This is a genomic window from Mycolicibacterium moriokaense, from assembly GCF_010726085.1.
Taxonomy (GTDB): domain Bacteria; phylum Actinomycetota; class Actinomycetes; order Mycobacteriales; family Mycobacteriaceae; genus Mycobacterium; species Mycobacterium moriokaense.
In genome coordinates this window covers 2,735,093-2,757,782 of record NZ_AP022560.1, presented here as the reverse complement: position 1 = coordinate 2,757,782, position 22,690 = coordinate 2,735,093, and the positions used below count along the sequence as shown (strand labels likewise).

Here is a 22,690-nt window from a genome sequence, read left to right as displayed (position 1 = left end):
GTGGGCCCTGCTCACGACAATCACAGGCTCAGGCGTTCGTCAGTGACTCGTCGTCATCGGCGGCGTCTGCCACGGGAACCTTGGTGTCGTCGGGAAGTTCGGGAACCCGCGTCGCACGCACGTACACGGTGTCGCCCTCCTTCAACCCGAGGGCCTCGGCATCGCCACGGGTGATCTGCGCGGTGAACGGGGTGTTGTCCGCTGCGCTGATGAGCTCGACACGAACTTCGAAGCCCAGCATGACGATCCGCTCGATGGTGGCCCGCACCACGCCGGTGGCCTGGACGGACTGATCGCTGGTGGCGATCGCCATATCGGGATTGCGGCCGACGCGAATGTCATGCGGCCGGACCAGGGTGCCGTTCAGGGACGACACCGTGCCGAGGAACGACATCACAAACGCATTGGCCGGCTTGTCGTAAACCTCGGTGGGAGAACCGACTTGCTCGATGCGGCCCTTGTTGAGCACCGCGATCCGGTCCGCGACATCGAGCGCCTCGGCCTGGTCATGGGTCACCAACACGGTCGTCACATGAACCTCGTCGTGCAGTCGGCGCAGCCAGGCGCGCAGGTCTTCGCGCACCTTGGCGTCCAACGCACCGAACGGCTCGTCGAGCAGTAGCACCTCAGGGTCGACGGCCAACGCACGCGCCAACGCCATGCGCTGACGCTGCCCACCCGAGAGCTGGTTCGGGTAGCGACTCTGGAAGCCGCTCAGGCCCACCACCTCGAGTAGGTTGTCGACCCTGTCCTTGATCTCGTTCTTGGGCCGCTTGCGGATCTTCAGCCCGAAGGCGATGTTGTCCCGGACCGTCAGATGCTTGAAGGCGGCGTAATGCTGGAACACGAACCCGATGCCACGCCGTTGCGGCGGCACATCGGTGACGTCCTGCCCGTTGATGGTGATGGTGCCGGTGTCCGGCTGGTCGAGGCCGGCGATCGCGCGCAGCAGTGTCGACTTACCCGAACCGCTGGGTCCCAACAGCGCCGTCAGCGAGCCCGTCGGCACCTCGAAGTCGACGTTGTCGAGCGCGGCGAAGTCACCGTAGTGCTTATTGGCCCCCCGGACCACGATGGCGTTGGTCATATCATCTCCTCAGCTGGGAGCCTAGTTGCTCGTCACGCACGTCACTCGCCGGCGACTCCGGAAGAGGTGTCGACCGTCCAGTGTCACAGGCCTCAGCTGGTGAGCAGCCGCTCCGAGTCGCCGTCCTTGGTCACACGACTCTTGGACCCCAGCGGCGGGACCCGGGTGGCCCGGACGTAGACGGTGTCCCCCGCTGCGAGGCCCAATGCCTCGGCGTCGCCGCGGGTGATCTCGGCGGTGAACGGTGAATCGGTGGCGACGTCGGTGAGCTCCACGCGCACCTCGAATCCCAGCTTGACGACACGGTCGATCGTCGCCTTCACGACACCGGTTGTTTCCGTGCCGGCGTCGAAGGCGACGACGAGTTCGGGATCGCGGCCGACTCGAATGTCGTGCGGACGAACGAGTGCACCGTCCAGAGCCGACACGGCGCCGAGGAACGACAACACGAACTCGTTCACCGGCTCGTCGTACACCTCGACCGGAGACCCGACCTGTTCGATGCGACCCTTGTTGAGCACCGCGATGCGGTCGGAGACATCGAGCGCCTCCGCCTGGTCATGGGTCACCAGCACGGTGGTCACGTGCACCTCGTTGTGGAGCCGACGCAGCCACGCGCGCAGATCCTCACGCACCTTGGCGTCCAACGCACCGAACGGCTCGTCGAGCAGCAGCACCTCAGGGTCGATGGCAAGTGCCCGCGCGAGCGCCATGCGCTGACGCTGACCGCCCGAAAGCTGTGCGGGGTAACGGTCTTTGAAGCCGGCGAGACCCACGACCTCGAGCAGCTCGTCGACCTTCCGATTGACCTCGGCCTTGGGCCGCTTGCGGATTCGCAGCCCGAACGCCACGTTGTCGCGCACCGTCAGATGCTTGAACGCCGCGTAGTGCTGGAAGACGAATCCGATGCCACGCCGCTGCGGCGGTTCGTTGGTCACATCGCGGCCGTTGATCGTCACCGTGCCGGAATCGGGTTGATCGAGTCCGGCGATCGCACGCAACAACGTGGACTTGCCCGAGCCACTCGGACCCAGCAGCGAGGTCAGCGAGCCTTTCGGCACCTCGAAATCGACGTTCTCGAGTGCCGCGAAGTCACCGTAGTGCTTGTTCGCACCCCGCACCACAATGGCCAGATCGGTGGACATGCATCTTCTCCTGGGATCAATCGTCGGTCTTGGTGCGTTTGCGCTGAGCGTCCAGCACGATCTGGACCACCAGCACGGACACGGCCACTGCCATCAGCACCGTCGAAACGGTGTAGGCGCCATACGGATTGCCGAGCGTGTATCGGTCGTGGACAAGCAGCGTCAGTGTCTGCGACTTACCGGGCAGGTTCGACGACACGACCAGCACGGCGCCGAACTCGCCGAGAGTGCGGGCCACTGTCAGCACCACGCCGTACGTCAACCCCCAACGTATCGAGGGCAGCGTGACCCGCCAGAACGTCTGCCACCAACTGGCGCCCAGCGTGGCCGACGCCTCCTCCTGGTCCGTACCGATTTCATGCAGGACCGGCTCGACCTCGCGGATCACGAACGGGAGCGTCACGAAGATGCTGGCAAGCACGATCCCGGGGAACCCGAAGATGATCTTGAAGCCGAGGTTGTTCTCCACGAAACCGAACAGGCCTGCAGTACCCCACAGCACGATCAGCGCGACGCCCACAACCACCGGCGACACCGCGAACGGTAGATCGATGACTGCCTGAAGGGCGTTCTTGCCACGGAACTTTCTGCGCGCCAACACAATCGCGGTCGGCACACCGAAAACGACGTTCAGCGGCACCACGATCGCCACCACCAGCAGCGACAGCTGCAGCGCCGACTGCGCGGCGGGGGTGGTGATGGATGCCCAGAACTCGCCCAGCCCGGGACTGAACGACCGCCACAGGATCGCCCCCAACGGGACGAGCAGCAGTGCGAAGACGTAAGCGATCGCAAGGAACCGCAGCGTCAAACGGGTCGGTAGAGCGAGCTTCATCGTGCAGCCTGCTCCCGCTTCGCGGCGCGTGCGCCGAAGTACCTCAGGACGAAGAGGACGACGAACGAGATCGCAAGCAGCACAATTGAAACCGCTGCTGCGCCCGCACGGTCATCGTTCTCGATAAGCGTCCGGATCCACTGCGAGGACACCTCGGTCTTGCCCGGGATGGCACCGCCGATCAGCACGATCGAACCGAATTCTCCGATCGCCCTGGAGAATGCCAGACCCGCGCCGGACAGCAGCGATGGCGCCAGCGCCGGCAGGATGACCTTGACGAAGATCGTCAGGTTGTTGGCGCCCAGCGAGGCCGCGGCTTCTTCGACCTCGCTGTCCAACTCGAGCAGCACCGGCTGGACGGCACGGACCACGAACGGCAGCGTGACGAACGCGAGGGCCAACCCCACACCCCACGCGGTGTGCTGGATGTGGATGCCCACCGGGCTGCCGGGTCCGTACAGGGAAAGCAACACCAGGCTGGCGACGATGGTTGGCAGCGCGAACGGTAGGTCGATGACCACGTCGACCACCCGTTTGAGCGGGAAGTCGTCCCGGACCAGCACCCAGGCGATGAGGACGCCGAACACCACGTTGATCACCGTGACGATGACCGAGATGGTCAGGGTCACCCGGAACGAGGCCAGCGCCGACGGTGTGGTGACTGAGTTCCAGAACTCCGCAGGGCCGCCCTCGATCGAGGTCCACAGGATGGCGGCCAGCGGCAGCAGCACGATGAGCGACAGCCACACCACGGCGACACCCACCTGGAGGCGGGCCCCGTCGGGCCGCAGGACGCCGGCCCCCCGGCTCGGCCCGTTGTCGGAGCCGGGCTCGGGGCGGCTGGCTTCTGGATTCGGGTCGATAACCGAGGTCATCCCGTGGTTTCTGTGTAGATCTTGGTGATCGTGCCGTTCTTCTTGTCGAACAGCGCCGGGTCGACGTCGGCCCAGCCGCCGAGATCGGCGATCGTCCACAGCTTCTGCGGCGCCGGGTACTTGTCGGCGAACTGCGCCAGAACGGCGGGGTCAACCGGCCGGAAGCCGGCCTCGGCCCACAGCTTCTGACCTTCCGGGGTGAACTGGAAGTTCACGAACTCCCGCGCCTTCTCCTGGTGCTGGCTGGTGTTGACCACAGCCACCGGGTTCTCGATCTTGAAGGTCTGCGGCGGCGTGACGTGCTCGAGGTTGAAGTTGATCGCTTCGTTCTCGTACGCCAGCAGCACGTCACCGGTGCCCTGAGCGAACACGTCGGTGGCCTCACGACCCGAACCCGGGCGCAGCTTCACGTGCTGCCGCACCAGCTCGTCGACATAGGCGAGGCCGGCCGCGGGGTCCTGCCCGCCGTTGCTCTTCACGGCGTACGGCGCCAACAGGTTCCACTTCGCCGCGCCCGAGCTCAGCGGGCTCGGGGTGATGACCTCGATGCCCGGCTTCAGCAGATCGTCCCAGTCGCGGATGTTCTTCGGATTGCCAGGGCGGACGGCGAAGGTCACCACCGAACCGAACGGCACGCCCTTCTGGACACCGGCGTTCCAGTCCTCGTTGACCAGACCAGCCTTCACCAGCCGCGTGATATCGGGCTCGACGGAGAAGTTCACCACGTCGGCGGGCTTTCCGGACTCCACCGCACGGGACTGATCACCTGAGGCCCCGTAGGACGCCGTGACCTCGACACCTTCACCCTCCGGCGTGGCGGCGAATGCGGCGCTGGTCTTGCTCCAGCCCGGTTCTGGCACGGCGTAAGCGACCAGGGTCAGCGTGGTGTGCGCGTTGGAACCGCCACCCCCGTCACCCGCGACGTCGCTTGCGCCGCCGCTGCAGCCGGCCAGCACCGCCGCGGTTGCGGCGAGCGCGGCGGCTGTGCGCCAGCTCTTGAGGGGTTTGAAGGTGCTGAACATGGTGACCTTTCGTTCCTATTTCCAGGGGCGTTAGCGAGCAGTCCCGTGGCGACAGAACGACGAAGGATCGGTAGCAGGGCTCAAACCACAGCCGTCACCGACGCCATACCGCGCACGGGGATGGAGTCAGCAACAACAACAGACATCAGCGACGGCACTGAATCCCACGGCAATGAGGGCCAACACATGGCCACCCTTGTTGCCGGACGCCGTACGCATGGCGCGAAGAATAACAGAGTCTTTGCAGATGCTCAGCGTGGGCTCAGCCAACTTGCCGAGTCACCAACCACATCACGAGCACCAGGACCACCAGGATGACGAGCACCAACGTCACCCTCGACCGCGGCATCCCGCCCCTCATCGGCCGCCCTCGCTCTTCGCGCAAGCGCTCATCGGCCGCCCTCGCTCTTCGCGCAAGCGCTCATCGGCCGCCCTCGCTCTTCGCGCAAGCGCTCATCGGCCGTCCGCGTTCTCGTCGCTATGCCTCACCCGACGCAACACCCGTATCCCGTTACCCAGCGCGCCGTCGAGCACCACGGCGATTCCATACGCCAGCGCCAGCACGACCGGCATCACCACCGCGGTCTGCGCGACGAACGGCAGCCCGGAGAGCCACAGCTCCACCCCGTCCCACCAACTGAGGAAGCCGCCCATCCGGCCAGACTATTCGATGCGAAAACGGCCACGTTCCGGCTGAGACGGAGGTCCCGTGGGATCAACTTCGTCGCCGCCGCCGCGGCGGCCCACTCAGTGACCGGATATCTACGGATGGGCAGCCCCTCTACCAGGCATTTGACCGGCGTCCATCCATGGCGCTCGCGGTCCGCAGACCAAAGTCTGCCCGGCGTCGATCGCGCCGCGCCGGGACACGCAGGCGATGAGTGGACGCCGGGCATATCGGCAGTTGATGATGTCGGCATGGTTCTGCAAGACGCCGAGGCCTCCAGCGGGCCATCCAAGGACGAGTACGACGCGCCGTTGACCGTGACGGCCCCGGTGCCGTACACCTCGGGTGGGTCGTTGCGGAACCCGTTTCCGCCGATCGCCGACTACGCATTCCTGTCGGACTGCGAGAACACCTGCCTGATCTCCTCGGCGGGGTCGGTGGAATGGCTGTGCGTCCCGCGTCCCGACTCCCCGAGCGTGTTCGGCGCCATCCTGGACCGCCGCGCCGGTCATTTCCGTCTTGCGCCGTACGGGGTGTCGGTGCCCGCCGCACGCCGGTACCTGCCCGGCAGCCTGATCCTGGAAACCACCTGGCAGACCCACACCGGGTGGATCATTGTGCGCGACGCACTGGTCATGGGTCCGTGGCATGACCTCGAGACCCGCTCACGCACGCACCGCCGCACCCCGATGGACTGGGACGCCGAACACATCCTGCTGCGCACCGTGCGGTGCGTGAGCGGCACCGTCGAGCTGGTGATGAACTGCGAACCGGCGTTCGACTATCACCGCATCCCCGCCACCTGGGAGTACTCCGCGCAGGCGTACGGCGAGGCGATCTCGCGGGCCAGCCGCGACTCCGACGCGCACCCGACGCTGCGGCTGACCACCAATCTGCGGCTGGGGCTGGAGGGTCACGAGGCGCGGGCGCGCACGCGGATGAAGGAGGGCGACAACGTCTTCGTCGCGCTGAGTTGGTCCAAGCATCCGGCGCCGCAGACCTATGAAGAGGCCGCCGACAAGATGTGGCAGACCAGCGAGTGCTGGCGCCAGTGGATCAACATCGGCGATTTCCCTGATCATCCGTGGCGGGCCTACCTGCAGCGCAGCGCGCTGACCCTCAAGGGTCTGACGTACTCGCCGACCGGCGCCATCCTGGCCGCACCCACCACATCGCTGCCGGAAACACCTCAGGGAGAACGGAACTGGGACTACCGCTACGCGTGGGTGCGTGACACCACGTTCGCGTTGTGGGGCCTGTACACGTTGGGCCTCGACCGCGAAGCCGACGACTTCTTCGCCTTCATCGCCGATGTGTCCGGCGCCAACAACGGCGAGCGCCATCCTCTTCAGGTGATGTACGCCGTCGGCGGCGAACGCAGCCTCGTCGAGGAGGAGCTCCCCCACCTGTCCGGCTACGACGGTGCGCGGCCGGTGCGCATCGGCAACGGTGCGTACAACCAGATGCAGCACGACATCTGGGGCACGATGCTGGATTCGGTGTACCTGCACGCGAAATCGCGCGAGCAGATCTCCGACACGCTGTGGCCGGTGCTCAAGCAGCAGGTCGAAGAGGCCATCAAGCACTGGAAGGAACCCGACCGCGGCATCTGGGAGGTGCGCGGCGAGCCGCAGCACTTCACCTCGAGCAAGATCATGTGCTGGGTCGCGCTCGACCGCGGGTCCAAACTCGCCGAGCTACAGGGCGAGAAATCCTATGCGCAGCAGTGGCGTGCCATCGCTGAGGAGATCAAGGCCGACGTCCTCAAGAACGGCGTGGACTCGCGCGGCGTGCTGACACAGCGCTACGGCGACGATGCGCTCGATGCGTCGCTGCTGCTGGCGGTGCTGACCCGGTTCCTGCCCGCCGACGATCCGCGGGTGCGGGCGACGGTGCTGGCCATCGCGGACGAACTGACCGAGGACGGGCTGGTGCTGCGGTACCGCGTCGAGGAGACCGACGACGGGCTGTCCGGTGAGGAAGGCACCTTCACCATCTGCTCGTTCTGGTTGGTGTCCGCGCTCGTCGAGATCGGCGAGATCCACCGCGCCAAGCACCTGTGTGAACGGCTGTTGTCGTTCGCAAGCCCCCTGCACCTCTACGCCGAGGAGATCGAGCCGAGCACCGGACGGCATCTGGGCAACTTCCCGCAGGCGTTCACCCACCTGGCGTTGATCAACGCCGTCGTGCACGTGATCCGCGCCGAGGAGGAAGCCGACAGCTCAGGGGTGTTCGTGCCGGCCAACGCGCCGTCGTAGTCAGCCGACGAACGCCCGGCGGGACTGCACGTAGATCGCGAAGTCGACGACGAGCGGTGAGGGCACCGCGAGCGCGACGGGCGTCAGCCGACTGTGGGCCTCGTCGCGGGCGACACCGGTGATCACCCGTCCCCCAGTGCCGTTGGACGTCGCGGTGAGCAGGACGCCGTCGGTGCCCGGCCGGAGGCGAACGTAGAACTCCACACCCGCTTGTATCGCGCCGGCCAGTTCCGCACCGTCGGCGTCAACGAGGCTTCCCTGCGAAACTGCAAGGGCCACATCGTCTGCCGCCTCCAACCTCAGCGGGCCGACCAGACCGTCCTCATAGCTCGCGTCATCGGCGACGAGGGCAACCGCAGGCGACTGTCCGCGGGCGTCATGCGCCCCCTTGAGCAGGTAGTCGTAGAGGTGCACGATGCGATCGGGGTTGGCATAGGTGCGCGCCCCGTGGAGCCAGAAGCCGACGGTGCCGACCACCACCGGAGCGTCGCCGAGCACCACGAGCCGGTAGTACCGGTACCCGCGGCCCCCGCGGCCGTGCCGCGTCCGCGCCAGCGTCGAGCCGACGCCGAGCGGCTTACGGTATGTCCCGTGTCCCCCATGGACATTCAGACCGGACGCGGTCACGTCGCTCCACGTGACACCGTCGGACGATTTCTGCAGCAGCAGCGACACCGCCGTACGGGATACGAGTTCGACTGTGTAGCCGCCCAATTCGGGCTCGCCGTCGAACTCGAAGACGATGCCGTCGGCGCCGCGGCGCTCTGTCACCGGAGTATTGCGCGGGCGGTTGTCCAGCTTCAGATCGTTGGTGAAGCGCCAGATCGCCGCCTGCGTCGCGGCGATGGCCTCGTGTTCGGCGATGTTGGCCGCACCCAGCGGGTAGCCCGCCGCCCGCACGCGCCTGCTCAGTTCGCCGAGTGTCAACGTCGGATACGAGTTGCGCAGGATCCAGCCGACCTCGGCCTCATGGGAGCGGGTCCGCAGGTTCGGCACCGCGGCCCAGTCGGCCGCGCGGTAGTGCGACGGCCCGGTCGGGGCGTGGCCGGTGAAATCGAGCGAGTACGCGGCGATGTTCGGGTTGAGCCGGATGAGGTCGGTCCGCGCCGACGAACCGTCGGTGAACACGATGGTGTCGACGGTGTGGGAGTAGGTGCCGCCGCGGTAGCGCGTCATGCGCGAGATATCCGCCGCGTGCGCGCGGGCGTGCCGACGCACCGCCAGCGGTACGCGTGCGGGTCTTGGCAGGGAGACAACGGTCATGGCAGTCGACTTTCTGGGGTTCTGAACAGCGCGAATCGGCAAACCGCCAAGATCGGGCGGGCTTCAACGCAGGGAGAACGGCGTCAGAAAATCAACAACAACAGCAGCGCACGGCGAAGCGGTGCGCTAAGACTTGACGCTGAGGCGTCGGCTGTTGCATGCCCAATACCATACGGCATGCGCGCAAGCGGCAGTCCCCGGGTTTCGTACGCACGCCGCGCTAAACCCTGTCCGATGGCGTACTGAGCACTATTGTTGGCACGTGATACCCGGCGGGACCTCATCAGACAGCGGTCGATGTCATCGATGTTGTGGGTCCCGCCGTCCCCTCTTCAGCACCTGGAGGTAGACCATGACGTCGGCCCAGAACGAGTCACAGGCCCTCGGCGATCTCGCCGCCCGGCAGCTCGCCAACGCCACCAAGACCGTTCCCCAGCTCTCCACGATCACTCCGCGGTTCCTGTTACACCTGTTGAGCTGGGTCCCCGTGGAGGCCGGCATCTACCGGGTCAACCGGGTGGTCAACCCGGAACGGGTCGCGATCCACTCCGAGGAGGGGGCGGGTACCGAGGAGCCGCTGCCCGAGACCTACGTCGACTACGAGACCAGCCCGCGCGAGTACACGCTGCGGTCCATCTCCACCCTGCTCGACGTCCACACCAGGGTCTCCGACCTCTATTCGAGCCCGCACGATCAGGTCGCCCAGCAGTTGCGGCTCACCATCGAGACCATCAAAGAGCGCCAGGAGTACGAGCTCGTCAACAACCCCGAGTACGGCCTGCTCTCACAGGTGACCCCCGAGCAGACCATCCAGACACTGGCGGGCGCCCCGACGCCTGACGACCTGGACGCGTTGATCACCAAGGTCTGGAAGACACCGGGCTTCTTCCTGACGAATCCGCTCGGTGTCGCCGCGTTCGGCAGGGAGGCGACCTACCGGGGTGTGCCGCCGCCAGTCGTGAGCCTGTTCGGGGCGCAGTTCATCACCTGGCGTGGCATCCCGATCGTGCCGTCGGACAAGGTGCCCGTAGAGGACGCCAAGACAAAGTTCATCCTGGTGCGCACCGGCGAGGAACGCCAGGGCGTGGTGGGCCTGTTCCAGCCCGGTCTCGTCGGCGAGCAGGCGCCGGGCCTGTCAGTGCGGTTCACCGGCATCAACCGCTCGGCGATCGCGTCGTATCTCGTGACGCTGTACTCGTCGCTGGCCGTACTCACCGACGACGCGCTCGCTGTGCTTGAAGGCGCAGCCGTGGACCACTTCCATGAGTACAAGTGAGTACCGCTCGGTAGACGCTGAGAGCGACTTGCCAATCAGCGCAACCGAACTCGCCGCCTTGGCGTCTCAGCTCTTCGCTGCCAGTCTCCGTCCCGGACCCGACACTCCCCCGCAGGCGGCGCCGCTGTCGCCGCGCGGCAACGTGCCGGATGCGACGGCGGCGACGTCGACGGGCGCCACGGCGGCCGGCGCCGCACACCCTGCGACTCCGGCCCCGCCGTACCTCCCACTGACCGAGGTCTACATCCCTGCGCCGACATCACCTGAGCCCGACGGCATTCCGCAGACGGTTCCGGTGGCGCCTCGGGGCAATGCGCCCGATCTGACCACCGCCCCTTCGGGTGCGTACACAGCGCACAGCGTGCTGGACCCGTACGCGGTGCCGACCTCCGGGCTGGTGCCGACGATTCCGGGTGTGCTGGCGGGGTCGACACCGACGGCGCCGGTCGCCCCGCGCGGTTCGGCGCCCGGGTGGCTACCGGACGCCCCTACGGTCGGCGATCTCGGTTGGACGGACGCGCCTCCGGCGCCGACCGGTGACGAGGCGAATTACTACTTCCTTGCGCCCCGGGTGGTCGAGGACGTCAGCGCCGAGCCGGTGCCCGTTGCACCTGATGACCACGAGGTGTTCGACGTCAACGCGGTACGCGCCGACTTCCCGATTCTGCGCGAGACGGTCAACGGCAAGCCGCTGATCTGGTTCGACAACGCCGCGACCACGCAGAAGCCGCAAGCGGTCATCGACCGCCTGTCGTACTTCTACACCCACGAGAACTCCAACATCCACCGTGCGGCACACGAATTGGCCGCCCGCGCAACCGATGCCTACGAAGAAGCGCGGGATACCGTGCGCCGGTTCATCGGGGCGTCGAAGTCCGAAGAGGTCATCTTCGTCCGCGGCACCACCGAGGCGATCAACCTGGTGGCGTACGCATGGGGTGGCAAGCATCTCGGACCGGGTGACGAGATCGTCATCACCCATCTCGAGCATCACGCCAATATCGTTCCGTGGCAGCTGCTCTCGCAGCAGACGGGCGCGATCCTCAAGGTGGCGCCCGTGGACGATGCCGGCAATCTGTTGCTGTCCGAGTTCGAGGACCTGCTGGGCCCGCGGACCAAACTGGTTGCCGCCACGCATGTTTCCAATGCGTTGGGCACGGTCACACCGGCGAAGAAGATCGTGGAACTGGGGCATCGCTACGGTGCGCGGGTGTTGATCGACGGCGCGCAGTCCATTCCCCACATCCCGATCGACGTACAGGATCTCGGCGCCGATTTCTTCGTGTTCTCCGGCCACAAGATCTTCGGGCCCACGGGTATCGGCGTGCTCTACGGCCGCGAGGACGTGCTCGAGGAGACGCCTCCGTGGCAGGGCGGCGGCAACATGATCGCCGACGTGACGTTGGAACGCTCGCTTTATCAGGGGCCGCCCAACAAGTTCGAGGCGGGCACCGGCAATATCGCCGACGCGGTGGGACTGGGTGAGGCACTGCGATACGTGGAACGTGTTGGTATCGAACGCATCGCGGCGTACGAGCATGCGCTTCTGGAGTACGCCACGCCACGTCTGGCAGACATCCAGGGGGTGCGCCTGGTCGGCACCGCCGACGAGAAGGCCAGCGTGTTGTCGTTCGTGCTGGCGGGTCACGAACCCCTGGAGGTCGGCAAGGCGCTCAACGCGGAGGGCATCGCGGTGCGCGCGGGCCACCATTGCGCCCAGCCGATCCTGCGGCGGATGGGCCTGGAGGCCACGGTGCGACCGTCGTTCGCGTTCTACAACACCTTCGAGGAGATCGACGTGTTCATCAACGCGGTCCGGCGCATCGCCGAAGGCGAGGTCGCGGTCTAGGCAGGCACCGCGCGGCGCGCCGACAGGGTTTTCTCAGCGTACGCGCGGCCCACATCGGGGTCGCCCGTCACATAGCCGACGATGTCGGCGAGGGTGTTGATCCGCCCCGCGCCACCCCAGGTGCCGTCCGGGATCTCGTTGGTGAACACCCACACCCGGTTCGGGTCGGCAGGATATGCGCCGTTCTCGGCGCGCAGCACTGCGGAGGTCACGTCGGCGACGAGGGCGGCGCGCCGCGCGTCAGTGAACTGTCCTTCGGGCACAGATGCCACGAAGCGGTAGCGCGGTTGATCGGTGATCTCACCGGCAACGAACACCTCGGCGGGTCGATGCAGGAACACCCACGCGATCGCACGGGCGCGCTCATCGGTCGGGTCCGCGCCCTCGTGTCGCAGGAGAAGCTCGGTGAGCTCAGAGATCAGCGAGCGTTCGACGTCGGCCGCGAGTGCGCCGGCGGGGATATATGCGTCGAGCATGGGCATTGGTCCAGCCTCCTTGAGAAAGGTCCGCGAAAAGCCCTGGTAGCGGCCGGGTACGGCCACTCCGAGGCTAGGTTTATTTTATAAACTTACGATGCTGGGTTTTATTTGTCAACCCAGGTATCGTCGAAGCATGCACCCCGACCGTTTCCGCTACAGCGCCGCCAACTGTTCGATCGCCCGCACGCTGGCCGTGGTCGGCGAGAAGTGGACCCTGCTCATCCTGCGGGAGGCGTTCTACGGCCTCCGGCGGTTCGAGGAGTTCCAGTCCGCGTTGGGATGCGCGAGGAATCTGCTCGCTGCCCGCTTGAAAACACTTGTGGCACACGGTCTTCTGGAACGCATCGCCTATCAGAGCGAGGGCGGCCGAACCCGCCATGAGTATCGGCTGACCGACAAGGGCCGCGACCTGTTCCCGGCCGTGGTGGCCTTGATGCAGTGGGGTGATCGGTGGGAGGCCGACGAAGCCGGTCCCCCGGTGCACGTCGTGCACCGCGTGTGCGGCGAGCCGGTACGCGCACAGCTGACCTGCGCCGCCGGGCACGATCACCTGACGGCGCGCGACACCGAGGCCGTGCCCGGTCCGGGCGCACTCACCGTCGCGTGACGGCGGACCTCGAACTCAGCTGGCGGCGAGAGCGGGTTCGCGACTCGCGGCGTACTCCTGCCACGCGACGAGCACGGCCTCGAGCTGGGCCTCCGAATGCCTGCCCAGCCCGCACTCGGTCGATATCCCGAACTCGGGCAGGAACTCCGACGCCAGCGCCGCCCGCGCACGCGCTCCGGCGGCGCCGTCCTCGGCGTGCAGGAGACCCAGGTAGATCTCGGTGTCGGGTTCGAGTGCGAGGCCGCTCAGCGGCTGCCAGTGCGCGCGCTTGGTCCAGGCCGCAACGGTCGCCGCTTGAATCGCGTCGATGCGCCGCGACACGTGCCGGGACAGCCCGTTGGCCAGGGTGACGATGGCGGTCGCGTCACGCGGCAGGATATGCCGGCCGCCGCGGGCCGCCGCCTCCTCGTCGGGCGGATCACCCATGAACGGCGACGCACCGAACTTCGAATCGCCGTAGCACAGATGGAAAGTCAGCTCGGCGTCGTCCTGCACCCACGATGCCAGCCGTGCCGTCGCCGCGAAGATCGGCTCGAAACCACCGTACGGGTTGGGGAACCAGCCCTCGATCGTCGCCAGCTCGGTGGGCAGGTCCCATTGGATCGCGAGGTCGCGCGGAGGGATCGCCTCCTGCAGCGTCTCGACACTGTGGCGCAGCTGCTGTTCGTAGGCGTAGGCGACCTCGACCTGAGAATCCAACTCCGCGAACGAGTTCACCGCGTTGAACGGCGTGGGTATGGACACCAGGAAGCGCGAGTCGGGTGCCAGCACACCCCCCTCACGGGCGGCGATGAACCGGGCATACGACTCTGCCGCGATGGTGTGGTAGTCCAGAGCCCCGAAGGACACGGTCGAACCGGGACGCACCCGCACCTTGTTGTCGACGACGTCGACAGTCGGATTCTTGAGGAAATGGTCGGCCTGGGTCAGCACCCAGTTCGCCCGATCGCCGGGTTCGCCGTCAGGCACCCGCGTCGTACCGGGTTGCAGCCGCTCGCCGACGAGACGGAAGGCGTCATCGACGGTCGGGACGTTGATGCTGCCGGTGAGATAGAAGCCAGCCATGACGAACTCCTTTGTCGGACGGGGTCAGAGGAGGACACCGAGCCGGGGCGGCTTGGTTCCGTGCAGGGTGTAGTTGCCGAGGTGGACGTACTTCCAGCGGGCTGGATCGTGCAGCGAGTGCACCCGCACGTTGCGCCAGTGCCTGTCCAGCGCGTGCCCGCTGTCGGTCGCCGATGAACCCGCCAGTTCGAATATGCCGCTGGCGATTTCGACCGCGAACTCTTGAGCGAGCGCCTTGGCCGCGGCGACCTGCAGCGAGGCCGCGGCTGCGGACTCTCGGGTCAGCTCCGGCTCGGCAAGTGCGTCGTCGACCAGCTTGGCACCGTGCGCAAGCAGGGCCTCTAGCGCGTACAACCGGGCGGTCAACTCACCGAACCTGCGGATGACGTGCGGTTCGTCGGCGGCGCTGTCCACATTCGCCTCGAACCAGGGGCGCGTACGGGTCGTCACGAACCGCGCCCCGTCCTCCAGTGCCGCGCGAGCGATACCGATGTCGACGGCCGCGTGCAGGGCTTGGTCGAACGCACCGAGGACCGACGGCGGCGCGGTGACAGGATCGGGATCGGGCCCCTCGTCGATCACGAAAGCATCGTCGACGATGACGTGGTCGAAAACGACTTCGCCGCTGGCGGTTCCGCGCTGACCGAACGACGACCACTTGTCGAGGTTCAGCGTGACACCCGAATCCTCCGATCGGACGAACACCGTCGCGCCGTGCGACGGTTCGGTGTCGGGAATGCGGGCGGCGACGGCGATCCAGGTCGCACCGAGGGTGCCGGTCGCGTAGTACTTGGTGCCGTTGAGCACCCACGTGCCGTCCTGCTGACGCGTAACGGTGGTGAGCCTGTCGACACTCAGGCGCGTCCCCCGCTCGACGGTCGCATTGCCGAGCTGCGCGCCGGCGAGCACGTCGGCGTAGATGCGCGGCGCAGGGTCGTTGTTCTCCAGACCACTGATGGCGTGCAGGAGCACGAAATGTGCGAGCAGCAGCTGTCCGACAGCCGAATCCGCTTGCGCCAGAATGCGCAGCACTTCCACCGCGGTGGCGCGGGGCAGGCCCGGACCGCCGAAGGCGACGGGCACGATGATGCCGAGCAGACCCGATCGACCGATCTGCCGCAGTTGCTCTTCTGGCCAGGTTCCCGTGAGCTCGCGCTCGACCGCCCCCGCCGCGATGTCGACCGCCAGCGCGCGTGCGGTGGCCAGTGCCTCTTCGGACGAGGTGAGGACGGGAGTGGTGCTTTCGGTGGTGGTCATGGCGGGAACCTTAGGTTGAGGGGATATTTGGTGTAGCGGGCGTCAAGCGACGCTGAAGGGGCGTTCAGGAACGCTGTAAACCGCATCGGCACTGATGCGCGCGCTGGCCTCACGAATGAGGGAGACGAACGTCGCCAACGCGGTGCCGTCGGCGGGCCGATCGGCGGTCGCCAAGGCGATGCGGCGGACCGGCTGCCTTCCGGCCACGCGCCGCAATGCCACGTCGGTTCGGGCACCCGCCGCGGCGAGTGAAGGCACCAGTGACACACCCAGATTCGCGGCGACCAGGCCCTGCACGGTCGAGTAGTCCTCCGTGCGGAAGGTGACCGACGGGATGAAGCCCGCACTGCGGCACGCCCGCTGGAAGACCCGCACGTCGGGGCAAGCCCCAGATTCGGTGCTGACGATCCATTGTTCTCGCGCCAGCGCGGCGAAAGGCACTTCCGCCCTGGCGGCGAGACGGTGTCCCGCGGGGAGCACGACGAAGAACTCGTCGTCATACACGGGCACCGAGTGCACACCGGGAAACTCGGGGGCCTCCCCCGGCACCTCAGTGATCACCGCTGCGTCGGCCCCACCGGACGTCAACAGCTCCACGCCTTCTTCGGGGTCCGCGGATACCAACTCCACGCCGACACCCGGGCAGAGCGCCCGGAACCGCGCGATCGCCCGCGGCAGGATCGTGCCGGCGGCGCTGGCGAATGAGGCCACGCGCACCACTCCGGGATGTGCGGTGGCCAGGTGCTGGAGGTCTCGTTCCGCCGTCCTGATCGCGGCGAGGATCGTCTCTGCGTGCTCGAGCAGCCGGGTGCCCGCCGCGGTGGGCCGCACGCCGGTGGGACTGCGGACCAGCAGCGTCGATCCGATGTCACGCTCCAGCGCCGTGATCTGTTGGGAGACCGCCGACGTGGTGTAGCTCAGTGCCGTTGCGGCGGCCGACAGCGACCCGCAGCGGACGACTTCCTGCAACACCACGAGCCGGCGCACATCGAACACCCCGGCAACGTAACCGCCCGCGACGGCGTTGCCGAGGGTTGTGATCATGAGGATGAAATCGGCGTCAATAGCGCTTCAGTAGGCGCTGGCGACTCCCTTCGGGATGATGCCGTGGTGCAGTTCGGCCACGTCGGGATGTGCGCGGGTCCGCGACTTCCATGCGTTCTCGCCGTAGGTGTTGAAGATCGGGTTGTCTGGGTCGACCTCTACACCGCGCGACAGCGCCGCCAGCTCCGGGGGCAGCGTGATGATCGGCACCTTCGCGTCGAGGGAGGGATTCAGGAAAAACGGAATGGACACGCGATCGGTGTGCGGTGGTGGCGCGAGGACGCGGTGACGGGTGGCGCGTAGATATCCACCCGTGGCGACCTCGAGCAGCTCACCGATGTTGACGACCAGGGCGTCCGGCAGCGGCGGGACGTCGATCCACTGCCCCACCTCACCCTCGACCTGCAGACCGGTCGAGCCCTGCTCGAGCAGCAGCAACGTCAGCACGCCTGAATCCTTGTGCACGCCAACGCCTTGGGTCGTGTCGTTGGTGCCGGGATAGCGCACCACCTTCATCAGCGTGGCGGGCCGGTCGGCGAACGCCGCGTCAAATGTGTCCTCCGCCGCCCCCAGCGAAACGGCCCAATGGCGCAAGAGGCGGATGCCGACGTCCGACATCGTCACCGCCCAGTCTTCGAATGCAGTGCGGAACCCTGCGGGCGCCGTCGGCCACAGGTTCGGGCCCTGCAGCCGCCAATACCCCTCGGCGCCTTCGATCACCGACCGCTCGGGCCCGATGTCGATCTGCTCGCGCCAGTCGATCTTGCCGTTGGTGAGCTCTCCGCCGATGCGTGAATAGCCGCGAAACTGCGGACTTTGCAGCTGGCTGATCTTGTTCTTGGCATCGAGCGGCAAGGCGAAGAACTGTCGCGCCAACCCGAGAACGGTGTCCATCTTGTTACGCGGCACACCGTGGCCGACGAGGTAGAAGAACCCGTTGTCGTGCGCGGCTTCACGCAGCTGTGCACGGAACCGGGCCGGGTCTGCGTCGGACTCCGCGAGATCGAGAACGGGGAGCATCACGCCATTGTCGACCTGCGACACCCTCAATGCCATCTCCTTTAAACGACGCCGCACCGGCGTATAGAAACCGTTAAATCACCATGCGCCAATCTGTTGGCCGACGACTGCACACAGCCGAGCATCGTCACCATGAGTTACAGCAGCCGGCGAGCCAACGACACCTCGCGCAAGGTAATCGATACTGCGATCGGCGTCCTGGTCGGCCTACGTGGCTGCTCACCGGATCAGGCTTTCGCCGAGCTTGTCCGCGTCGTACACGATTCTGGAGTCGGGATCGGCACCCTCGCGGCAGGATTGGTCGCGCTCGCCGGCGGCGGGAGCTCGGCCGGCCACGCCGAAGCGTTCAGCGCCTGGGGCGAACTCGTGCGCCGTCGTCCTCTGGAACCCGTCGCCAACGCATCCTGACGAGATAGTCCGCGCCGCTGAAAGACTACTTCTGAGAAGAGTGGTTACTCGGTGACGCTCTCCAAGGCCACGAGGATCAACTCCGCGGCAGAGGCGGTATCGGTAGCGCACGACCTTGCGGTCGATTTCGCCGTGGGCGCGCTGACCGGGATCGTCGCCGACGTCACCACCACGTTGCGCCCGGTCGACGGCCACTTTCAGATCGACGGCACGAAGTTCTATTGCACCGGATCGCTGTTCGCGGATGTGTTCGCGGTACTGACGCGGCTCGACGACCCAGGAAACGAAAGTGGGCTGCCTCCGGACGATTACATCGCCTACGTCCCCGCGGACAGCGCCGGGATACGTGTCATCGACGATTGGGACGGCCTGGGGCAGCGGACGACCGGCAGCGGAACCGTGCGGTTCGACGGCGTCGTCGCGAGGCGTGATCAGCTTGTCCCCCGCGCCGGGGCAGTCAACGCGGCCACGGGATATGGAGCGTTTGCACAGCTGTTGCACGCGGCGATAGACGCCGGGATCGCGCGCGGCGCATTGGAGGCCGCCGCGCGCGTTGTCCGCGCACACAGCAGGCCGTGGTTCGAGGCGGGCGTGGCGCGCGCGATCGACGATCCGTTGTTGATCCAGCGGTTCGGCGAGCTCACCGTCGCCGCTGCCGAAGCCCAACTGGTCGCGGCGGGCGTTGCAGTGGATGCCACGATCACCGGTGGCGGGTCGGCGGACCCGGCCGCCGCATCGGCGAAGGCGTCACTCTCGGTCGCGACCGCCAAGATCCTCGCCGACAAAGCCGCCAACGAAGTGTCAAGCGGACTGTTCGAGGTCAGCGGGACCCGCAGCGCGACAGCCGGGTTGAACCTCGACCACTACTGGCGAGACGCCCGCACACACACCCTGCACGATCCGGTCCGCTGGAAGTATCAGCACATCGGTCGGGCGCAGCTGCACGGCGAGCCGCCACCGCTGCACGGAGTGATCTGACGCGCGTTTTGAATCGTGCCGAAGGTAAGCCGTGACCGAGTTCGGCGGTCCAACGAAGATCACGTCGTGACCGCAAGATCCGCTTCAATGCGTCCGGCCGCTAGAGTCTTCCCATGTCGGTGAAACTGCATTGGTTCCTGCCCACCTATGGCGACAGCCGGTTGATTGTGGGTGGCGGCCACGGCACTCCGGCAGGAGCAGCGCGCAGCGACCGCGACGCTTCGATCGACTACCTTGCGTCGATCGTCCGGGCGGCCGAGACGTTCGGCTTCACCGGGGCGCTGATTCCGACCGGAGCCTGGTGTGAGGACGCGTTCATCACGGCGGCACTGCTCGCCCGAGAGACGACGTCGCTGGCGTTCCTGGTCGCATTCCGTCCGGGGTTGGTGAGTCCCACCCTGTCAGCACAGATGGCGGCGACCTTCGCCAGGCACGCCCCCGGTCGCATCCTGCTCAACGTCGTGGTCGGCGGCGAGGCGCATGAGCAACGCGCTTTCGGTGATCACCTCGACAAGGATGCACGATACGAGCGGGCCGACGAGTTCCTGGAGGTCGTACGCAGGCTGTGGGCCGGCGAGACTGTGACGACTCACGGCATACACATCCAGGTCGATGAGGCATCCCTTGCCACGCTGCCGAATCCGTTGCCGCCGTTGTACTTCGGCGGAAGCTCTGCGGCGGCGGGTCCCGTCGCAGCGCGGCACGCCGATGTATACCTGACGTGGGGTGAGCCTCCAGACGCGGTGCAGGAGAAGATCGAATGGATCCGCGGACTGGCCGAAAAGCAGGGTCGCAACGTCCGCTTCGGCATCAGGCTGCACACCATCTCGCGTGACACCGCGGACGAGGCATGGTCGCAAGCGGACAAACTGGTCGACGCGCTCGATGAAGATACGGTGCGGTCAGCGCAGGCGGGTTTGAGCCGTAGCCAATCAGAGGGTCAGCGCAGGATGCTGGCACTTCACGAAGCCAACCGGGCCAACGGCACCTGGCATGACGCGCGCAGCCTCGAGATCGCACCGAATCTGTGGGCCGGCGTCGGCCTTGTCCGTGGCGGTGCCGGCACCGCATTGGTGGGCAGCCACACCGACGTCGCCGATCGGATTGCCGAGTACGCGAGAGTCGGCATCGACGAGTTCATCTTCTCGGGATATCCGCATCTCGAAGAGCTCTTCTGGTTCGGTGAGGGCGTAGTGCCGATTCTCCGCGAACGCGGACTGTTCGACGGTAGCCACCTCAACGCGGCACCCGCGTCGATACCTTTCGTCGGTGCGACCCGCTGACCTCAACCCGAAAATCGGGTTGGCACAGCGTTAGTTGCCCTGACCGCCGCGGCCCAGCGCTGCCAGATCCGGTACGGGGTCCTTGCCGTTGATCAGCCAGTCCCCAAGGATGCGCGCCTTGTATACCCGAGGGTTGTGCGATGCGAGTGTGCGCGCGTTGCGCCAATGCCGGTCCAGCGACCGGTCCTCTGAAACACCCGATGCGCCAAGCGCATCGAAGATTGCTGTGGTTGCCCGTAGGGCCGCGCCGATGATGACCAGTTGCGCCTGACTCACCGCTACCTCGGCGTCAATCAAACGCCGTTTAGCGGTTTCCTCGTCGTGTACGAGCCGCCCTTCGACGATATGGTCCAGGCTTCTCGCGCTCTGTGCGAGCGCCGCCTCTGCGGCGAACACGTCGGCCGAGACCTCCCCCACGACCTGCAGGAGTTGCGCATCCTCGGCGGGCACCGCCGTCAGCCCCTGCGGATAGTTGCGCTTGCGGTCGATCAGGGCCTCAGATCCATCCAGTAGTGCAGCCCGGGTGATCCCGGTGAGCACGGAAAGCATGGCGATCTGATAGAAGTGCGCCTGGTACTTGAACCTTTCGGCCGCTGGGAACACGTCACCGGCTTCGGCGCGGACGCGGTCATATCGAGCCGACCCGCTGGCGGTGGTGCGTTGACCGAAACCGCGCCAGTCGTCGATCAAGGTGACGCCCGGATCGTCGGCGCGCACGAGTGCGGTCACCAGAGCGCCATCGTCACCACGGCCGATCACATCCAGCCAGTCCGCGTAAAGACTGCCTGTCGCATAGAACTTCGACCCCGTGACGATCCAGTGATCGTCCTCGGCGGTCACCGTGGTTGCGATATTGGCCAGTGTCAGGTTGTTCGCCTCGGTCCATCCGCCGCCCACGAATGCACCGGAAGTAAACCGCGCGATCCACTGGTCATTGGAGTCCGACACCGGCGCGTTGAGTCGATCCTCGACAAAGGCCAAGTGGTTGCGCCAGATGTGGGACACGTTCGCATCCGCGGTCCCGAGTTCAGCGAGCAACAGAAACGTCTGTTCCAATGAGGCCCCGAATCCCCCTCGCTCAACAGGGATGCGCACCGTGCCGAATCCCGCATCGTTGAGCCAGCGGACCTGGTCGTGAGGAAAGACGCGGCCCTTCTCACGTTCCAGACTGCCCTCACCGATCTTTTCGAAGATCGGCTGAAACGTTCGTCTGAGGTCCTCGTAGCTGGCTGTGGGGCTCTGCAGGTACGTATGCGCGGTGGTCATCGCGTCTGTGCCGCGTCGATGCGATAAGCGGAACTGTTCTCGACGGCTACGTAGCCGAGGCGCTGATAGAGCAAATGGGCCTTGCTCTTGTTGTTGATATCCGTACCGAGCGAAGCGGCGCCCAGGCCACGGCGTAACGCTGCCAACCAGATTTTCCTGAGCAGGAGTTCGCCGATGCCGAGGCGACGACGATCCCGTCGCACACCGATGTAGTCGGTGTGTGCGCTGCGCTCTTCGGCGACCCCGGTACCTGCGGTGTAAGTCGACCCGAGCACATAGCCGATGACATCACCGTGGTCGTCGATCGCCGCGACACTGAAATCCGGTGCAAAGGCCCGACTCTGAATGTGGTGCGCCCACAACTCCGGTGTCTTCGACATGTTGCCGAAATGCTCCAGGAAAGTGTCGAACTGAAGTTGACGCACCTGCTCACCTAAGTCACGCTCGACTATCTCCGGCCAGCCGACCACGGTTATCCCATCGATTGCCGCGGCCTCCAACGCGTCGGGATCCTCGTCGTGCAACGGCTTGCGAGCACGAATGAATTCAGCTTCCTGATAAGCGCCCCGGCGAGTCAACGCGGAGATCGCCGACTGCTGATCCGTACCGATGATCGTCCGAAGGAACGAATCCGGTATCAACGGATTCTCTTCTGCGTAGCGCGCGACAACATCGCCGACGATGCCATCGACGAGATCTGGCGGGACGTTGGAATCGAATACGAAGTCGGCGAGAATCTCCGGCTGGACACCGTGGGGCTGATGAAGCACCGCGTATCCGCGTATCCGGCCTGTGGTATCCCGCACGACCGCGGCAGCGCCTGGGAACGCGCCGTCGAATTGTTCGGCGATGTCGCGCGAATCGGCTGCGAACTTCCGACCGCCGAGGCCTGGTGTGGTGGCGAGGAAGTCGGCGATCAAGGGATGGTCTTGTGCGGTGGCCGGGGTTGCCGTCCACTTGTCGACTTTGAGATCGTCAGCCAGCGTCACTCTGTCCTCCAGTGGGG

21 protein-coding genes and 1 pseudogene are annotated in these 22,690 nt (G+C 66.2%); 7 read left to right on the top strand and 15 right to left on the bottom strand.

What is annotated here, in order from left to right:
- Positions 1 to 28: 28 nt before the first annotated feature.
- From G6N43_RS13485 to G6N43_RS13460, 7 genes are all read right to left on the bottom strand, one after another.
- On the bottom strand, positions 29 to 1,087 hold the full coding sequence (locus G6N43_RS13485; RefSeq protein WP_083150065.1) for a sulfate/molybdate ABC transporter ATP-binding protein: 1,059 nt from the start codon (positions 1,085 to 1,087) through the stop codon (positions 29 to 31).
- Between the two features lie 92 nt (positions 1,088 to 1,179).
- Complete coding sequence (locus tag G6N43_RS13480) at positions 1,180 to 2,232, bottom strand: sulfate/molybdate ABC transporter ATP-binding protein (RefSeq protein WP_083150066.1); 1,053 nt, start codon at positions 2,230 to 2,232, stop codon at positions 1,180 to 1,182.
- Positions 2,233 to 2,248: 16 nt separating this feature from the next.
- Complete coding sequence (gene cysW / locus G6N43_RS13475; RefSeq protein ID WP_083150067.1) at positions 2,249 to 3,067, bottom strand: sulfate ABC transporter permease subunit CysW; 819 nt, start codon at positions 3,065 to 3,067, stop codon at positions 2,249 to 2,251.
- Complete coding sequence (gene cysT / locus G6N43_RS13470; RefSeq protein ID WP_083150068.1) at positions 3,064 to 3,942, bottom strand: sulfate ABC transporter permease subunit CysT; 879 nt, start codon at positions 3,940 to 3,942, stop codon at positions 3,064 to 3,066. The genes cysW and cysT overlap by 4 nt, the downstream gene beginning before the upstream one ends.
- Positions 3,939 to 4,964, bottom strand: coding sequence for a sulfate ABC transporter substrate-binding protein (locus G6N43_RS13465; RefSeq protein WP_083150069.1), 1,026 nt, complete (start codon positions 4,962 to 4,964; stop codon positions 3,939 to 3,941). The genes cysT and G6N43_RS13465 overlap by 4 nt, the downstream gene beginning before the upstream one ends.
- 126 nt (positions 4,965 to 5,090) lie before the next feature.
- On the bottom strand, positions 5,091 to 5,183 hold the full coding sequence (locus G6N43_RS31040) for an Ms4533A family Cys-rich leader peptide (RefSeq protein WP_407664898.1): 93 nt from the start codon (positions 5,181 to 5,183) through the stop codon (positions 5,091 to 5,093).
- Positions 5,184 to 5,417: 234 nt separating this feature from the next.
- Complete coding sequence (locus G6N43_RS13460) at positions 5,418 to 5,618, bottom strand: hypothetical protein (protein ID WP_083150070.1); 201 nt, start codon at positions 5,616 to 5,618, stop codon at positions 5,418 to 5,420.
- A 264-nt stretch (positions 5,619 to 5,882) separates the two neighbouring features.
- Here G6N43_RS13460 and G6N43_RS13455 point away from each other — a divergent pair, with 264 nt between their 5' ends.
- Positions 5,883 to 7,889 (top strand): glycoside hydrolase family 15 protein, encoded by a 2,007-nt coding sequence (locus G6N43_RS13455; protein WP_083150071.1) that lies wholly within the window; start codon positions 5,883 to 5,885, stop codon positions 7,887 to 7,889.
- Here G6N43_RS13455 and G6N43_RS13450 read toward each other — a convergent pair whose 3' ends face one another.
- Positions 7,890 to 9,152 (bottom strand): thioester domain-containing protein, encoded by a 1,263-nt coding sequence (locus tag G6N43_RS13450; RefSeq protein WP_083150072.1) that lies wholly within the window; start codon positions 9,150 to 9,152, stop codon positions 7,890 to 7,892.
- Between the two features lie 352 nt (positions 9,153 to 9,504).
- On the opposite strand from G6N43_RS13450, the gene G6N43_RS13445 reads away from it, so the two are divergent.
- Positions 9,505 to 10,428 carry a family 2A encapsulin nanocompartment shell protein gene (locus G6N43_RS13445; protein ID WP_083150073.1) on the top strand — a complete coding sequence of 308 codons (924 nt, stop codon included), beginning with the start codon at positions 9,505 to 9,507 and terminating at the stop codon, positions 10,426 to 10,428.
- The gene (locus G6N43_RS13440; protein ID WP_083150074.1) at positions 10,415 to 12,277 is read left to right on the top strand and encodes a family 2A encapsulin nanocompartment cargo protein cysteine desulfurase; all 1,863 of its coding nucleotides are present in this window, start codon (positions 10,415 to 10,417) and stop codon (positions 12,275 to 12,277) included. The genes G6N43_RS13445 and G6N43_RS13440 overlap by 14 nt, the downstream gene beginning before the upstream one ends.
- Here G6N43_RS13440 and G6N43_RS13435 read toward each other — a convergent pair.
- Positions 12,274 to 12,759, bottom strand: coding sequence for a tautomerase family protein (locus G6N43_RS13435; protein ID WP_083150075.1), 486 nt, complete (start codon positions 12,757 to 12,759; stop codon positions 12,274 to 12,276). The two genes, G6N43_RS13440 and G6N43_RS13435, sit on opposite strands and share 4 nt — an antisense overlap.
- Positions 12,760 to 12,889: 130 nt before the next feature.
- Between G6N43_RS13435 and G6N43_RS13430 the strand changes: the two genes are divergently transcribed.
- On the top strand, positions 12,890 to 13,363 hold the full coding sequence (locus tag G6N43_RS13430) for a winged helix-turn-helix transcriptional regulator (RefSeq protein ID WP_083150076.1): 474 nt from the start codon (positions 12,890 to 12,892) through the stop codon (positions 13,361 to 13,363).
- Between the two features lie 15 nt (positions 13,364 to 13,378).
- On the opposite strand, the gene G6N43_RS13425 is transcribed toward G6N43_RS13430, so the two are convergent.
- From G6N43_RS13425 to G6N43_RS13410, 4 genes are all read right to left on the bottom strand, one after another.
- Positions 13,379 to 14,428, bottom strand: coding sequence for a hypothetical protein (locus G6N43_RS13425; RefSeq protein ID WP_083150077.1), 1,050 nt, complete (start codon positions 14,426 to 14,428; stop codon positions 13,379 to 13,381).
- Between the two features lie 24 nt (positions 14,429 to 14,452).
- Positions 14,453 to 15,685, bottom strand: a complete 1,233-nt coding sequence (locus G6N43_RS13420; RefSeq protein WP_083150078.1) for an acyl-CoA dehydrogenase family protein — start codon at positions 15,683 to 15,685, stop codon at positions 14,453 to 14,455.
- Positions 15,686 to 15,727: 42 nt separating this feature from the next.
- Entirely contained in the window at positions 15,728 to 16,681 is a 954-nt protein-coding gene (locus G6N43_RS13415) for a LysR family transcriptional regulator (protein ID WP_083150235.1), read from the bottom strand.
- 75 nt (positions 16,682 to 16,756) lie between these two features.
- Positions 16,757 to 17,749: an isopenicillin N synthase family dioxygenase gene (locus G6N43_RS13410; protein ID WP_083150236.1), complete on the bottom strand. Its 993-nt coding sequence runs from the start codon at positions 17,747 to 17,749 to the stop codon at positions 16,757 to 16,759.
- 132 nt (positions 17,750 to 17,881) lie between these two features.
- Between G6N43_RS13410 and G6N43_RS13405 the strand changes: the two genes are divergently transcribed.
- From G6N43_RS13405 to G6N43_RS13395, 3 genes and pseudogenes are all read left to right on the top strand, one after another.
- On the top strand, positions 17,882 to 18,157 hold the full coding sequence (locus tag G6N43_RS13405) for an ANTAR domain-containing protein (RefSeq protein ID WP_083150237.1): 276 nt from the start codon (positions 17,882 to 17,884) through the stop codon (positions 18,155 to 18,157).
- A gap of 153 nt (positions 18,158 to 18,310) precedes the next feature.
- Positions 18,311 to 19,135, top strand: a pseudogene (locus G6N43_RS13400) (acyl-CoA dehydrogenase family protein); the annotation flags it as partial.
- 113 nt (positions 19,136 to 19,248) lie between these two features.
- Positions 19,249 to 20,418: an LLM class flavin-dependent oxidoreductase gene (locus G6N43_RS13395; protein WP_083150080.1), complete on the top strand. Its 1,170-nt coding sequence runs from the start codon at positions 19,249 to 19,251 to the stop codon at positions 20,416 to 20,418.
- A 30-nt stretch (positions 20,419 to 20,448) separates the two neighbouring features.
- On the opposite strand, the gene G6N43_RS13390 is transcribed toward G6N43_RS13395, so the two are convergent.
- On the bottom strand, positions 20,449 to 21,684 hold the full coding sequence (locus tag G6N43_RS13390; protein WP_083150081.1) for an acyl-CoA dehydrogenase family protein: 1,236 nt from the start codon (positions 21,682 to 21,684) through the stop codon (positions 20,449 to 20,451).
- The gene (locus tag G6N43_RS13385) at positions 21,681 to 22,673 is read right to left on the bottom strand and encodes a GNAT family N-acetyltransferase (RefSeq protein WP_083150082.1); all 993 of its coding nucleotides are present in this window, start codon (positions 22,671 to 22,673) and stop codon (positions 21,681 to 21,683) included. The genes G6N43_RS13390 and G6N43_RS13385 overlap by 4 nt, the downstream gene beginning before the upstream one ends.
- Between the last annotated feature and the right edge of the window lie 17 nt (positions 22,674 to 22,690).

Excerpts from the sequence above, each read along its gene's own strand:
- G6N43_RS13405 (WP_083150237.1), top strand. The coding sequence starts at position 17,882 with ATGAGTTACAGCAGCCGGCGAGCCAACGACACCTCGCGCAAGGTAATC.
- G6N43_RS13465 (WP_083150069.1), bottom strand. The coding sequence starts at position 4,964 with ATGTTCAGCACCTTCAAACCCCTCAAGAGCTGGCGCACAGCCGCCGCG.
- G6N43_RS13410 (WP_083150236.1), bottom strand. The coding sequence starts at position 17,749 with ATGCTCCCCGTTCTCGATCTCGCGGAGTCCGACGCAGACCCGGCCCGG.
- G6N43_RS13420 (WP_083150078.1), bottom strand. The coding sequence starts at position 15,685 with ATGACCACCACCGAAAGCACCACTCCCGTCCTCACCTCGTCCGAAGAG.
- cysT (WP_083150068.1), bottom strand. The coding sequence starts at position 3,942 with ATGACCTCGGTTATCGACCCGAATCCAGAAGCCAGCCGCCCCGAGCCC.
- G6N43_RS13480 (WP_083150066.1), bottom strand. The coding sequence starts at position 2,232 with ATGTCCACCGATCTGGCCATTGTGGTGCGGGGTGCGAACAAGCACTAC.
- G6N43_RS13445 (WP_083150073.1), top strand. The coding sequence starts at position 9,505 with ATGACGTCGGCCCAGAACGAGTCACAGGCCCTCGGCGATCTCGCCGCC.
- G6N43_RS13435 (WP_083150075.1), bottom strand. The coding sequence starts at position 12,759 with ATGCCCATGCTCGACGCATATATCCCCGCCGGCGCACTCGCGGCCGAC.
- G6N43_RS13440 (WP_083150074.1), top strand. The coding sequence starts at position 10,415 with ATGAGTACAAGTGAGTACCGCTCGGTAGACGCTGAGAGCGACTTGCCA.
- G6N43_RS13430 (WP_083150076.1), top strand. The coding sequence starts at position 12,890 with ATGCACCCCGACCGTTTCCGCTACAGCGCCGCCAACTGTTCGATCGCC.
- G6N43_RS13450 (WP_083150072.1), bottom strand. The coding sequence starts at position 9,152 with ATGACCGTTGTCTCCCTGCCAAGACCCGCACGCGTACCGCTGGCGGTG.
- G6N43_RS13485 (WP_083150065.1), bottom strand. The coding sequence starts at position 1,087 with ATGACCAACGCCATCGTGGTCCGGGGGGCCAATAAGCACTACGGTGAC.
- G6N43_RS13455 (WP_083150071.1), top strand. The coding sequence starts at position 5,883 with ATGGTTCTGCAAGACGCCGAGGCCTCCAGCGGGCCATCCAAGGACGAG.
- G6N43_RS13460 (WP_083150070.1), bottom strand. The coding sequence starts at position 5,618 with ATGGGCGGCTTCCTCAGTTGGTGGGACGGGGTGGAGCTGTGGCTCTCC.
- G6N43_RS31040 (WP_407664898.1), bottom strand. The coding sequence starts at position 5,183 with ATGCGTACGGCGTCCGGCAACAAGGGTGGCCATGTGTTGGCCCTCATT.
- G6N43_RS13395 (WP_083150080.1), top strand. The coding sequence starts at position 19,249 with ATGTCGGTGAAACTGCATTGGTTCCTGCCCACCTATGGCGACAGCCGG.
- G6N43_RS13390 (WP_083150081.1), bottom strand. The coding sequence starts at position 21,684 with ATGACCACCGCGCATACGTACCTGCAGAGCCCCACAGCCAGCTACGAG.
- G6N43_RS13425 (WP_083150077.1), bottom strand. The coding sequence starts at position 14,428 with ATGGCTGGCTTCTATCTCACCGGCAGCATCAACGTCCCGACCGTCGAT.
- cysW (WP_083150067.1), bottom strand. The coding sequence starts at position 3,067 with ATGAAGCTCGCTCTACCGACCCGTTTGACGCTGCGGTTCCTTGCGATC.